This is a genomic window from Bradyrhizobium sp. LeoA1Lang (assembly GCF_055413685.1).
This window is the reverse complement of sequence record NZ_JBVAPG010000203.1, coordinates 1-12,683: the sequence shown is the minus strand read 5'-3', so window position 1 is coordinate 12,683 and position 12,683 is coordinate 1. Positions and strand designations below refer to the sequence as shown.

General features: G+C 61.2%; 10 protein-coding genes and 5 pseudogenes. 12 read left to right on the top strand and 3 right to left on the bottom strand.

Annotated features, from left to right (window positions below; all coding sequences use genetic code 11):
• Window positions 1-124: 124 nt before the first annotated feature.
• A pseudogene (locus tag ACZYOF_RS38285) lies at window positions 125-972 on the bottom strand (IS110 family RNA-guided transposase); the annotation flags it as partial.
• 48 nt (window positions 973-1,020) lie between these two features.
• Between ACZYOF_RS38285 and ACZYOF_RS38280 the strand changes: the two are divergent.
• A pseudogene (locus tag ACZYOF_RS38280) lies at window positions 1,021-1,355 on the top strand (IS630 family transposase); the annotation flags it as partial.
• Window positions 1,356-1,595: 240 nt separating this feature from the next.
• A pseudogene (locus ACZYOF_RS38275) lies at window positions 1,596-1,976 on the top strand (P-loop NTPase family protein); the annotation flags it as partial.
• Between the two features lie 173 nt (window positions 1,977-2,149).
• Here the strand turns inward: ACZYOF_RS38275 and ACZYOF_RS38270 are convergent.
• Window positions 2,150-2,518, bottom strand: a complete 369-nt coding sequence (locus tag ACZYOF_RS38270) for a Crp/Fnr family transcriptional regulator (RefSeq protein ID WP_463718997.1) — start codon at window positions 2,516-2,518, stop codon at window positions 2,150-2,152.
• A 242-nt stretch (window positions 2,519-2,760) separates the two neighbouring features.
• Here ACZYOF_RS38270 and ACZYOF_RS38265 point away from each other — a divergent pair, with 242 nt between their 5' ends.
• From ACZYOF_RS38265 to ACZYOF_RS38255, 3 genes are read left to right on the top strand one after another with little or no spacing between them, the layout of a single operon-like run.
• Window positions 2,761-4,599 (top strand): FAD-dependent monooxygenase, encoded by a 1,839-nt coding sequence (locus ACZYOF_RS38265; RefSeq protein WP_463718996.1) that lies wholly within the window; start codon window positions 2,761-2,763, stop codon window positions 4,597-4,599.
• A 23-nt stretch (window positions 4,600-4,622) separates the two neighbouring features.
• A complete protein-coding gene (locus ACZYOF_RS38260) occupies window positions 4,623-5,504 on the top strand; it encodes an alpha/beta fold hydrolase (protein ID WP_463718995.1) in 882 nt (293 codons plus the stop codon).
• Between the two features lie 10 nt (window positions 5,505-5,514).
• Complete coding sequence (locus tag ACZYOF_RS38255; protein WP_463718994.1) at window positions 5,515-6,297, top strand: 2-keto-4-pentenoate hydratase; 783 nt, start codon at window positions 5,515-5,517, stop codon at window positions 6,295-6,297.
• Between the two features lie 189 nt (window positions 6,298-6,486).
• Here ACZYOF_RS38255 and ACZYOF_RS38250 read toward each other — a convergent pair whose 3' ends face one another.
• Entirely contained in the window at window positions 6,487-7,215 is a 729-nt protein-coding gene (locus ACZYOF_RS38250) for an autoinducer binding domain-containing protein (protein WP_463718993.1), read from the bottom strand.
• Window positions 7,216-7,438: 223 nt separating this feature from the next.
• On the opposite strand from ACZYOF_RS38250, the gene ACZYOF_RS38245 reads away from it, so the two are divergent.
• From ACZYOF_RS38245 to virB5, 7 genes and pseudogenes are all read left to right on the top strand, one after another.
• The gene (locus ACZYOF_RS38245; RefSeq protein WP_463718992.1) at window positions 7,439-8,074 is read left to right on the top strand and encodes an acyl-homoserine-lactone synthase; all 636 of its coding nucleotides are present in this window, start codon (window positions 7,439-7,441) and stop codon (window positions 8,072-8,074) included.
• 40 nt (window positions 8,075-8,114) lie between these two features.
• The gene (locus ACZYOF_RS38240) at window positions 8,115-8,684 is read left to right on the top strand and encodes a lysozyme family protein (protein ID WP_463718991.1); all 570 of its coding nucleotides are present in this window, start codon (window positions 8,115-8,117) and stop codon (window positions 8,682-8,684) included.
• 75 nt (window positions 8,685-8,759) lie between these two features.
• Window positions 8,760-9,056, top strand: a complete 297-nt coding sequence (locus ACZYOF_RS38235) for a TrbC/VirB2 family protein (RefSeq protein ID WP_264638436.1) — start codon at window positions 8,760-8,762, stop codon at window positions 9,054-9,056.
• Window positions 9,056-9,155, top strand: a pseudogene (locus tag ACZYOF_RS38230) (VirB3 family type IV secretion system protein); the annotation flags it as partial. The gene ACZYOF_RS38235 and the pseudogene ACZYOF_RS38230, both read left to right, overlap by 1 nt.
• Window positions 9,134-9,312 (top strand): annotated as a pseudogene (locus ACZYOF_RS38225) (hypothetical protein). The pseudogenes ACZYOF_RS38230 and ACZYOF_RS38225, both read left to right, overlap by 22 nt.
• Window positions 9,305-11,674 carry a VirB4 family type IV secretion/conjugal transfer ATPase gene (locus tag ACZYOF_RS38220; protein WP_463718990.1) on the top strand — a complete coding sequence of 790 codons (2,370 nt, stop codon included), beginning with the start codon at window positions 9,305-9,307 and terminating at the stop codon, window positions 11,672-11,674. The pseudogene ACZYOF_RS38225 and the gene ACZYOF_RS38220 overlap by 8 nt, the downstream one beginning before the upstream one ends.
• A complete protein-coding gene (virB5, locus tag ACZYOF_RS38215) occupies window positions 11,632-12,393 on the top strand; it encodes a P-type DNA transfer protein VirB5 (RefSeq protein WP_463718989.1) in 762 nt (253 codons plus the stop codon). The genes ACZYOF_RS38220 and virB5 overlap by 43 nt, the downstream gene beginning before the upstream one ends.
• Window positions 12,394-12,683 lie beyond the last annotated feature (290 nt).

Below are 12,683 nucleotides of genomic sequence, written 5' to 3'. Positions count from 1 at the left end.
ATGCCTATCCTTATCGCCATCCTTACAACTATCTTTTGACATGGTGACCTCGTGACGAAACAATCCACGAGATCTTCCTAGCCGACCAGATCAGCCCTCAGTGCGTGGTCGCCGGATGACGCTCACCGATGATCAGCAGGCGACGCAAGGTTCGTTCGCCCATCCGGGATGTCTCCCCGAGCTTCTGCTTGCCGCCTGAGGAGCGTTGCAGCGTTGCAGCGGCGTGAGGCCGAGCCATGCCGCAAAATCGCGACCTCTCTTGAAGGTCTGAGCAGATGGGGCCAATGCGGCAAGTGCTGTCGCGGTGATCGGTCCTATACCGGGAATGGTCATCAAGCACCGCGCTTCCACATCCTCTCTGGCGCGCCGGGCGATCTCGCGATCAAGCACGGCCACTCTCGAGTCCAGCGACCGGAGCTGCTCAACGAGCAGAAACAGGATTGGGCGGGCAGCTTCGGGGATGGTGGAATCCTTCTCAATCGCCGCGACAGGCTTGGTCACATGGAAGAGACCCTGCGCGGCCACCAGTCCGAATTCAGCAAGATGCCCACGTATCGCATTGATGGTCTGGGTCCGCTGGCACACCACAAGGTCACGAACGCGAAACACCATGACCGCAGCTTGTTGCTCTTCGCTCTTCACGGCCACGAACCGCATGGTCGGCCGCTGGGCTGCTTCGCAGATCGCTTCGGCGTCAGCGGCATCGTTCTTTTGCCGCTTCACGAAAGGCTTGACGTAACCTGGAGCGATCAGCCGGACAGCATGTCCCAGTTTCGCAATCTCCCGCGCCCAGTAATGGCCGCCGGCACATGCCTCCATGGCAACCGTGCAGGTCGGTTGCGTGGCAAGGAACCCAAGCACCTGATCGCGGCGAAGCTTCTTCCTGAACAGCACACTTCCCGACGCATCCCCGCCATGCACATGGAACACATTCTTCGCCAGATCCAACCCGATTGTGTTAACTTCCGACATGGACGCCTCCGTTCAAGTGATGATCACCGACACCAATTTGGCACAGCGATGCCGTCAGGGGGCGTCCACCCCATCAACTACGCTACGCACAAGGCCCACTGATCCGCAACTGGCTCGCCAAACGGCCGCGCTGGCATGTCCATCTCACCCCCACCAGTTCGTCCTGGCTCAATCAGGTCGAGCGCTTCTTCGCGCTCATCACCGACAAGAAGATCCGGCGCGGTATCTATCGCAGCGTCCAGGCTCTGCGTGCAGACATTATGGACTTCATCACCCATCACAATGCTGATCCCAGGCCATTCAAATGGACCAAGTCCGCCGACGATATCCTCGCTTCGATCGAACGCTTCTGCCGATACAATGCCCAAGCCCAGGCATCGTAATGTCGCGAATTTCTGGTTCAGAACACTAGGGACTGCGCAGCCACATCTTAATGACGCAGCTATTGCAAAGATTTGTGGTCGGGATCCGATCGGCACACTTTCGATACAGCAAGTTTTTTTTCTCCGCTCTACGCCGGACTCCTACGACGTCTGGATAATTGTTGAACTAACCCATTTCCTGCCTTTTCTATCCATCCCCGTTGATCGCTTGCTGCGATTGGCGTTCGACGGGGGACGATCGTGGCGGTCACTTCAATCCATTCGGAGGCCTTCTCGCGCGGTGCGCGCATGCTGCGCACCGCGCTTGGTCCAGCGATAGCGACGTTCCTTGAAGACCCCTCGATCGTCGAGGTGATGCTCAACCCCGATGGTCGGCTCTGGATCGACCGGCTGTCGGGCGGCCTGGAGGATAGCGGACGGACGATGTCCGCCGCCGACGGCGAGCGGATCGTGCGCCTGGTCGCGCACCATGTCGGTGCTGAGGTCCATGCCGAGAGGCCGCGCGTTTCGGCCGAGCTTCCCGAGACGGGAGAGAGGTTTGAGGGGCTTCTCCCGCCCGTGGTTGCGGCGCCAGCCTTTGCGATCCGCAAGCCCGCCGTCGCGGTGTTTACGCTCGAGGATTCACCGCCGTCTCGCCGACGTGAGTCACCAGGCCATACGAGCGCCACCGTCGGCAGCGGCTTGCTTTTGCCCTGCCGCTGTTCATACCGGGGAGGCAAGATCCAGCAGTCGCCGCTTGATGAAGGGGTCGGCTCTGTCCGCCAGGCTGCGGAGCAATATCGATTGGTTGTTTGTTAAATTGATCGACGCTCCAATGCGCCGAAGTCATCAACAACACCTTTGCCGTAGGAGAGATGCACGATTCCGTCATGCTGAAACTCTCTCAGGACCTGATTGACGGATTGCCGCGTTGCACCGACCATCAGCCCGATCTCTTCCTGTGGAAGCTCAAGATGGCGGCGCCCGCTTGCATTCTGACGTGCGCATTCCAACAGCCGTGTCGCAATGCGCGCGGCACATGAGTCCAGCAGCGAGTCTGCGATGTAATCGCACGCCAGGCGCATTTGACCGCAAACGAGGCGCAAGAGCGCGTCCTCGAATTTCCGGTGAGCTCGCAGCGCTTTGAAATCGTCTCGACCAATGACCTGGGCCTCAACATCCATATGAGCTTCGGTCGTGTGTGGAAGGCCTTTGCCGTCGACCAGAATCGTCTCCGCTAATTACTTGGTGACTAGGCCTGACTCGGACATGCGATCTACCGTTTAAGAAACGGTTTTGCAGACAAGGATATCTAAAACATAAGGCACGCATCTTGCAGTTGCGCCGGTGGGTCGAATCGATCAAGCGCACGACGAATCTATGAAAATGCTGATGGCCCGCAAGAGAATGCGACGAGGTGGCGAGAGTGCTCGATCACTTCGTCAACGAAGGCATGTCATACGAAACAGACGTACTCATCATCGGAGCCGGCCCGACCGGCTCGACGACTGCCCTGGCGCTCGCGAATTCCGGCGTGCGTTGCCACATCGTGTCGCGCGGCAATTGGATGGCCGATAGCCCCCGCGCTCACATCACGAACCAACGCGCCAACGAAGTCTTCCGGGACCTCGGCATCTCGGAAGACGTGGCACGGTACGCGAGCCCGTGGGAGCTGATGGGAGACACGACGTTCACCACCAGCCTCGCCGGACCTGAACTGATCCGGATGCGGACGTGGGGAACCGGGGACGACCGCCGAGGCGACTACTTGCGCGCAAATCCCTGCGGCATGGTGGATATCATCCAGCCTCTGCTTGAGCCGATCCTGTTCCAGAAGGCGGCCGAGAAGGGCGCGACGTTTGCGTTCAACACCGAATACGTCCGTCACGAGCAGGATTCCGACGGCGTCACCGCAACGCTGCGCGACCGGTTGGAGGGACGGGAGTTCACTTTCCGAGCGCGCTACATGGTTGGTGCCGATGGCGCGAGATCGTCCGTGGTCGATCATCTTGAACTCCCGATCGAAGGCCGCATGGCGCGTGCGGGCACCGTCTACACGATCTTCAACGCCGACCTCTCCAAATACAGCAAGCATCGTCCCAGCATCCTGAACTGGATCGTCACACCGGACACGAGCTTCGGCGAGATCGGCATGGGCCTTCTCCGCGCCGTGCGGCCGTGGACGCAATGGATTGCCGGCTGGGGGTTCGACATCAACAAGGGGGAGCCCGATCTTTCCGAGAGCAATGTGCGCGAAAAGATCAGGATTTTGATCGGCGATCCGGCGATCCAACCCGACATCGTCAGGACGTCGGTCTGGTACATCAACCAAGCGTACGTGACGCAGTATTCGAAGGGTCGCGTTTTTTGCGGAGGCGACGCCGTCCATCGCCATCCGCCGTCGAGCGGTCTGGGTAACAACACGTGCGTGCAGGACGGTCACAACCTCGGTTGGAAGCTCGCCTACGCAGTCAAGGGCTGGGCTGGACCGAAGCTCCTGGAAAGCTATTCGCAGGAGAGGGCTCCTGTCGGCAAGCAGGTCGTGCAGCGCGCCAACCAGTCGCGCCTCGACTACGCTCCGCTGAACGCCTGTTTCCGCGTGCAGGGCGCCGAGAATCCGGTGGCCGCCGGGATAGTACGCTTCCGCGATCCAGGTCCGGAGGGCGTCGCCGCCCGCAAGGCAGCGCAGGCCGCGCTCGATCTCAAGCAGACCGAGTTCAACGCCCAAGGCGTCGAGATGAACCAGCGGTACGAATCCTCGGCCGTCGTTCCGGACGAGGGGGCGAAGCCGGAAGAATGGCGACGCGACCGCGACCTCTACAATCAGCCGACGACGCGACCGGGGGCCAAGATTCCGCACGCATGGCTCGTCGGCCCGGACGGTACACGCATGTCGACGCTGGACATCACCGGGAAAGGTCTCTTCACCGTCGTGACCGGCCTCGCCGGCACGGCCTGGAGGGAAGCGGTTCGCCGCCTCGATCTGCCGTTCCTGCGGATCGTCGTGACCGGCTCGCCCGAAGCGCAGGACCTGTACTGCGAGTGGCAGCGCATCCGCGAGATCGAGGAAGCCGGCGCGCTGCTTGTGCGACCGGACGGAGTGGTGGCCTGGCGCGACAAGGAAGGAACGCCGGACCCCGGGGATGCCGAGGAGAAGCTCGGCGCGGCAATCCGCGCCGTTCTCGACCTTCCGAGCCTTGCTGCCCTTCCGCGCGAGAAGCCGTCCGAACCATCCCAACCCAGCGGCACGCCGCTGTTCGTCTGACAACAAGCCAGCGAGACACAGTCATGAGTGACACGAGACCTGCAAACTTTTCGAGCGTCTGGGCCGATTTGAGAGGCGTTTCCTTCAAGCAACACTATATCGACGCAGGTGCAATCCGGACCCGCTGCATCGAGTCCGGCGACCCGTCCAAGCCGCTTGTCCTGGCGCTGCACGGCGTCGGCGGCCACGCCGAGGCGTACTCCAGAAACTTCGGACCGCATGCCGATCATTTCTGGTTCGTCGCCATCGACATGCTCGGCCACGGTTGGACCGACAAGCCCGCGATCGACTACCACGTGAAGGACTACGCCGACCACGTGCTCGCGGTTCTCAAGACCCTCGGCAGAGACAAGGCGATGATCAGCGGCGAATCGCTCGGCGGCTGGGTCGCGACCTATCTCGCCGTGAATCGTCCCGCCGCGGTCGAGAAGCTCGTTCTCAACACCGCCGGCGGTTGGACGGCACATCCACAGGTCATGGAATGGCTAAAGAGCCTTTCCAACCAAGCCGCGTCGGATCCTTCCTGGGAACGTATCAAAACGCGCCTCGAATTTCTGATGTGCGACAAGTCCATGGTTTCGGACGACCTGATCGAGACGCGCAGGGCGATCTACGCCCAGCCGGCGTTCACCGACACCATGAAACGGATCATGTGCCTGCAGGAGATGGAGATCCGGCGGCCCAACATGATCACCGCCGAGCAGTACCGTTCGATCAAGGCGCCGACAATGGTCGTCTGGACGTCGCACGACCCGACCGCGACGCCGGAAGAAGGCAAGCAGATCGCCGACATGATCCCAAGTTCGAAATTCGTTGTTATGAACCGCTGTGGCCACTGGCCCCAGTTCGAGGATGCGGAGCAATTCAACCACCTCCACATCGAATTCCTCCGGACAGGCAAATAGGATTCTGCAGATGAACCAACAAACCAAACATGGCGAACTCGCCACCCAGATCCGCGCGGCCTACACCGGCACGCCGATTACCCCGATCCGGCCGCATTTGGCCGAGCTCGACGTCGATGCCGCCTACGCCATACAGCAAGAGAACACGGTGTACTGGCAGGCGGAGGGTCGTCGCCTGGTCGGAAGCAAGATCGGGCTGACCTCCCGCGCCGTGCAGAAGCAACTCGGCGTCGATCGGCCCGACTTCGGCGTCCTATTCGCCGACATGATGGTCGCCGAGGACGAGCCCGTCGCCGCCGGTCGCGTGCTGCAGCCGAAGATCGAGGCAGAGGTGGCATTCCTGCTCGATCGCGACGTCGACGTCGAAGCTCCGACCGTCGCCGACGTACTGCGCGCCGTCGCGTATGCGATGCCCGCTCTCGAGATCGTCGGCAGCCGGATCACCAATTGGGATATCGGCATCGTCGACACCGTCGCCGACAACGCCTCCTCGGGACTGTTCGTCCTGGGCGGTCCCGTCCGCCGCCTGGACGGCTTGGACCTCCGCGCCCTGCAGATGCAGATGACGAGGCAGCAAGAGGTCGTCTCGAAGGGGACTGGCGCGGCGTGCCTCGGCAATCCCCTCAATGCGATGGCTTGGTTGGCCGGCGAACTGGCGCGCCGGAAGCGTCCGCTTCGCGCTGGCGACATCGTGCTCTCCGGAGCGCTCGGCTCGATGGTGCCGGTCAATCCGGGCGACGCCTTCGAGGCGAACATCGCGGGTCTCGGGACGGTTTCCGCCCGGTTCGCGTAGGAATCGCCGCCTACGACAAGTTGAAAGGAATCCCACATGAAGCTTTTCGATACGGGAATCGCGGTTCTGAGAAGCCGGGATTCATCGACGGGCAGGGTGGACTGCGCGATTTGTCGGCGGTCATCGCCGACATCACGCCTGATAATCTGTCCCGCTCAACGCTGGAGAAGCTCAGGAGCCTGCCGCGCACTATGGGAGCAATCCCTGCCGAAGTGCGAGGGCCACAGCGTGCGGGAGGGTTAACGCAGCAAGATTTCGCCTGGCATTGTCCAGATGAAACTTCACGCCTCGCGGCGTGACATCAAGAAGCTCCGCAATATCCTGCATTGTCTTGCCATCAGAGATCCACGCGAGACACTGCCGCTCACGCTGTGTTAGCGGGCTGCCAATCCCGCCGCCCGCCGAGGTGCGACCGATTTTGGCGCTCACATGTGCATGGTAGGTGAGACCCACCATTTTCAACATGTCTTGCGAGCTCTCGATGAAACGATCGAGTCCGAGGCTGCGATCGTCCACCGCCAGCGTGAACGCCGCGAATTGGTTTTGACTCGAGGGGATGCGAATGGTCAGGCCGGCCCTGATTTTGAAGCTGAGCGCATCGTCAAACAGACGGCGCTCTTTCGCTGACTTTGCGCTTCGCGCCTCACGTCCATCCCACAGGAACATCCGACTTGTGTTTCGCGGCTCCTGAAGAACGGGATCGATCTTATCGTATCCTTCCCGAAAATAGTGGCTGGTCCAACTCTTCGGATAGGATGAGATCAGGTTGGGGCCATTCGCGCGCTGACCAAAATAAGCGAACCACCGGAATCCCAATGCATGCGCAGTTCGTTCCGCGACACGCCGAAAATCCTCTTCCGCATGAGCAGAGTGAAGACAATCGACAAATTCATTGCACGCTCTTTTGACATCTTTCATTGCGCCACTTCTGTCACTTCCTAGTGCTTAAAACGCGAGAGAGTTCCATGATTCGCGCTCCACGTGCGGGCGATGTATTGCGGTGTTGCGGCCGCTTTGCGGCAAAAACAATTCCGGCGGCAAGAACAATTCCAAATCGCCCTGTCAGAACTGACAGCGCAAGGCCGTGACCGCGCCTGCTTTCTTGATCTCGACGCTGTGATTCGTAAGCATGAGGTTAAGAATGAAAGTCATTGTGCGCAGCCGGCCGGCGCTCCTGCACGACTCCGAACTGACAATGGGAATGCATCGCCTGCGTGGGCGCGTATTCAAGGAACGGCTCGACTGGGACGTTTCTGTCTCCGACGGATTGGAGATCGATAAGTACGACACATTCAAGCCGACTTATCTCCTGGCGCTTGAGCAGAGCGATGTGGTTGGTTGCGTTCGCCTGCTGCCCACCACTGGGCGCAACATGCTCGCGGATACGTTCCCGGTGTTGCTTGATGGCAGCGCTGCGCCGAAGTCTGCCAGGATCTGGGAGAGCTCGCGCTTTTGTGTTGACACCAACAGCGTGACGGCGACAGCGGAGAATGGCCTGCGCAATGCGACGTTCCTGCTGTTTGCGGCAATGATCGAATGGGGCCAGCAGCACGACCTTCAGGCCATCGCAACGGTCACTGATCTGCGCATGGAACGCATCCTGCGGCGGGCCGGATGGCATCTCGATCGCCTTGGAACGCCCCGCCAAATCGGGACGACCAAAGCGGTGGCTGGATTATTGCCGGTCACCAGCGACGCACTCGGCTCGATCAGGACGGCCGGGAAGATTTCAGGGCGTGCAATTGAAGCACTGCCAAGCCTGACGCTCGCGGCATAGCAGCGAACGTATTCAGCTCCTGACAAGAAGGTTCTCAACCATGGATCCTGCTGCATTTGCGGCTCTGGTCGAACGATGCGCACCGATGGCAATGGTCCGGCCGCTGACCGAGATTGTGCGGCAGGCGAGCTCGTTCGAGCCGCTGCTCATCACGGTTCAAGGCCGCAAACCAATTCCGATTCAGGCAAGTGACCGTGATGAAGCCATCCAGCTTACGACCGAGGCCATCGCCGCCGGCCAGCAGGTCCGGGCGGGTCTCGCTCAACTTGATGCCGAGGAAACTAGGAAGGCCGGGCTGACGGCTACCACGACCTTCGACGCGTGCCAGCACCTCGCTGGCCTTGGCAGACTGTTTGGCGCACGACTGCAAACAGCGAACGTGAAGAGCACCGACAGCGACCAGGCGATTGCCCGCGTTGTCGCAAGTTTCGCGTCCAACGCTCCCAGCCAATCCGCCGAGCCTCGGGTCCAACCGGCAACGTCGGCCGGTCGTGACCGCCCGACTGGCGATACGACAATCAAAGCACCTGCACCCTCTGCCAGCGAACACCCGCGCTGGGACGTCTATCGTTCAGGAACAGGCACGTCTGCCTTCGTCTATGAACGATGACGACCGTCATTTTCCCTCTCAACTCAATATCGCGGTTCGGATCGGTCCGGCTGCATTGCCAATCGGAGCCGTGTCATGACTTCCTCTCTTAAACATTCCGCTGCCCTCCTTTGCATGGGGGCCGTTCTCAGCATCGCCTTGGTTGAGCCGGCGCTGGCACAGACCGCCAACATCGAAGGCGTGCTGCAGAACATCGTCAATATGTTGACCGGTAATGTCGCTCGCCTGCTCGCGACGCTGGCGGTCATCATCGTCGGCATCGCCTGGATGTTCGGCTACCTCGATCTACGCAAGGCCGCCTACGTCGTGCTTGGGGTCGCCATCACGTTCGGCGCCTCCGAGGTGGTCTCGACCTTGACCGGAGGTCGTTGATGACCGAGACCGCGCGTCTCACGGAGGACACCTTGTTCCTCGCCTGCACGCGTCCCGCCATGATCGCCGGCGTCACGATGGAAGCGATGGCGCTCAACGTGATGTTTTCCGCCACGACCCCAACATGTTCGGGATTCTGCTCGCCTGGATCGAAACCCGCGGGCGCGCGCGCAATGCCATCTTCTGGGGTGGATCGTCCTGCACGCCGCTCAAACTCGTCCGGCGATATCGAGCAAGGGACGTCCGTTATGCGTAACGCGGCGCTTAAAACCCGGGAGATCGAACCCGACGTCTATTTGCCGTTCGGCCGGCATGTCACTCAGACGGTGATCAGTCTTACAACGCGCGCCCTGCTGACGGTGATCCGGATCGATGGCATCTCGTTCGAGACGGCCGAGACCTCGGACCTGAACGATCTTCATGGCAAGCTCAATCTCACGCTGCGCAATGTTGCAGATCCGCAGCTGGCGCTCTGGACCCATCTGGTGCGCCGCCGGACGTCGGTCTACCCCGACGGGACCTTCCGATCGACCTTTGCCGCCGAACTTGACAAACAATACCGCGAGCAGCTTCGCATGGAAGCGCTGTTTCGCAACGACCTCTATCTGACCCTGGTTTGTCATCCGGGGCGTGCGGCGACGGATACGGCGGCCGCATTCTTTCGGCGGCTTGGCCGAAGCACCGGGAAGCGTGCCGTCGAGGTGGACAGCGCGGGCCTGAAGCGGCTTGACGATGCAACGCGAGACATCGTCGCGGCACTCGACCGCTACGGCGCCCGTGCGGTCGGCTTGGTTGAGCGCGACGGCATCACCTTCTCAGAACCGATGGAGCTGCTCCATACGCTCGCCTCCGGGGAATGGATGCCGATGCCCTTGCCGCAAGGGCCGATCGGCCCTGCGCTCTATTCAAACCGCATCATCTTCGGCCGCGAAGTCCTCGAGATTCGCAGGCCCGGCGGGTCGCGGTTCGCCGGCATGTTTGGACTCAAGGAATATCCAGCGTCCACCCGGCCTGGCCTGTTGAACGCGCTGCTTTCCGCGCCATTTGAGCTGATCGTCACACAATCGTTCGCGTTCTTGGCGAAGGCTGACGCCAAGGCGGTCCTGACGCGCAAGCAGAACCAGTTGGTTTCGGCCCAGGATCCGGCCGCCTCACAGATCGACGAGCTCTCTGACGCGCTCGACGATCTCGAATCCAACCGGTTCGTGCTCGGAGACCATCACCTCTCACTCCTGGTCTACGCCGATACGCCTGCGCAGCTGCAGGATCACATGAGCATGGCACGGCGCTCCCTGGCCGATGCGGGTGCGGTGGTCGCACGAGAAGACCTTGGACTTGAAGCAGCCTATTGGGCCCAGCTCCCGGGGTTATTCAAATATCGGGCTCGCACTGGTGCAATCAACTCGCGGAATTTCGCGGCATTCTCGCCGTTCCACACCTATCCTACCGGGCGTCCTGCCGGCAACCATTGGGGACCGGCGGTGGCGATGCTCAAGACGGCGTCCGGCTCGCCCTTCTATTTCTCTTTTCATCATGGCGACCTCGGCAACACTTTCATCTGTGGCCCCTCGGGGTCCGGCAAAACCGTCGTGCAGAACTTCCTGCTGTCGCAGGCCGAGCGGTTAGGTGCGTCCTATGTCTTCTTCGACAAGGACCGTGGCGCCGAGATTTTCGTGCGCGCTGCCGGTGGCACCTATCTGACGCTCCACAACGGCGCCCCGACCGGGTGCGCGCCGCTCAAGGCTCTGGAGCTGACGCCAGCAAATCTTTCCTTCCTGGGCGAACTTGTCCGCAAACTCGTCACGCCGGACGACCGCCCGCTGACCGTGATCGAGGAGGAGCGCATCGACTCGGGATTGCGAGCGCTCGGTCAACTGCGCCAGTCGGAGCGATCGTTCGGGACGTTGCGGGCGTTTCTCGGCCAGCAAGATCGCGAGGGCATTGGTGCGCGGCTCGAGCGATGGTGCCGGGGCGGTCCGTTCGGCTGGGTGCTCGATGGCGATCATGACGCCATCGGCCTCGACGCCCGGTTCATTGGTTTTGACATGACCGATCTCCTGGATCATCCCACGGTGCGCACGCCGCTGATGATGTACCTGTTCCATCGCGTGGAGCGGCTGATCGACGGCAGGCGCCTCATCATCGACATCGACGAGTTCTGGAAGGCGCTTGGAGATGAGGCCTTTCGCGACCTCGCCAATAACAAGCTGAAAACCATCCGCAAGCAGAATGGCGTCATGGTGTTCGGCACGCAGTCGCCACGCGACGCGCTGGCCTCGCCGATCGCGCATACCATTGTCGAACAATGCCCGACTCAGATCTTTCTGCCGAACGCGCGGGGGACGCGCACCGATTATGTCGACGGCTTCCATCTGACCGACACGGAATTCCGTCTGATCAAGGAGGAGCTCGCTCCGGAAAGCCGGCGGTTCCTGGTCAAGCAAGGCCACAACTCAGTGGTGGCCGAACTCGATCTCGGCGGTTTCGACGATGCGCTCGCCGTCCTGTCGGGACGCACGGAAACCGTCGAGCTGGTCGACCGCATTCGCAAGCAGGTCGGCGACGACCCCGCGCAATGGTTGCCGGTATTTCACGCGGAGCGGAGGAAAGCACAATGATACCCCAGCCTATGCCGACAGTTCTAGCCTGCCTGTCCAGCATCACCCTGCTGGTAGTCTCACCCGCCAGGGCTGAGATCGTATTCGATCCGAGCGTATATGCGCGGCAGCTCGAGCAATTGACGGAGCTGAAGAAGCAGGTCGACACCCTGACGTCGCAGCTCAAGGTCGCGCAGGATCAATTGAGCCAGGCCAAGCAGCTCTATGACAGCTTCAATAAGCGGACAAACGCTAACGACATCGGCGCGCTCCTGAACACGCCACAGTTCCGGAAAGTCTTGCCCCAGCAGTTCTCGGACATCGAACGTCTCATCACGGGGCAGGGTGGCGGCAACTTCGCCGACGCCATCAACCACTATCTTTCGCAGAACCGCGCGTATGCCGGCAACAGCGGCAACTCGTACTACCAGAGCGAGCTCGACCGGATCGCCCGGCAGACGGGCGCGAAGCACTCCATGGGCCAGGCGGTGTACGATACGGCCTCGCAGCGCATCGATGCGCTTGAGGAGCTCAGGGCTCGTATCAGCTCAGCGACCGACGCCAAGGAGGTCCTCGATCTCTCAGCGCGGCTGCAGGCCGAACAGGCGCTCCTGCAGAACGACGTGCTCCGTATGCAGGGGCTGGCGATGATCCAGCAGGCCCGCACTGACATGGATGGCCAGCGAGAGCGGGAGAGACGGCGACAACTGGTCGATGAAATGAGGGCGGCCCTGCAATGAAGACGAGGCTTGCCATTGTTCTCCTCACCGTCGCCGCGGCTCTCGGGGGCTGCAACGATGCTAACAAGGGTCAAGAAGCCAAAACTGTCGGCTGGTTCTTGGATCATCGAGATGAGCTTGCGATAGCGCTTACTCATACGTCAGAAATATAGGCGACATCGTGGCGGCGTTGGTGTATGCTATCGGCATGAAACGCGACGGCCGACAACTTGACCATCGAACCCTGGAAGAAATCCGCATGATGGCGTTGGAGCGAGTGCGCGAAGGTGAAAAGCCGAGCGCCGTCGTCG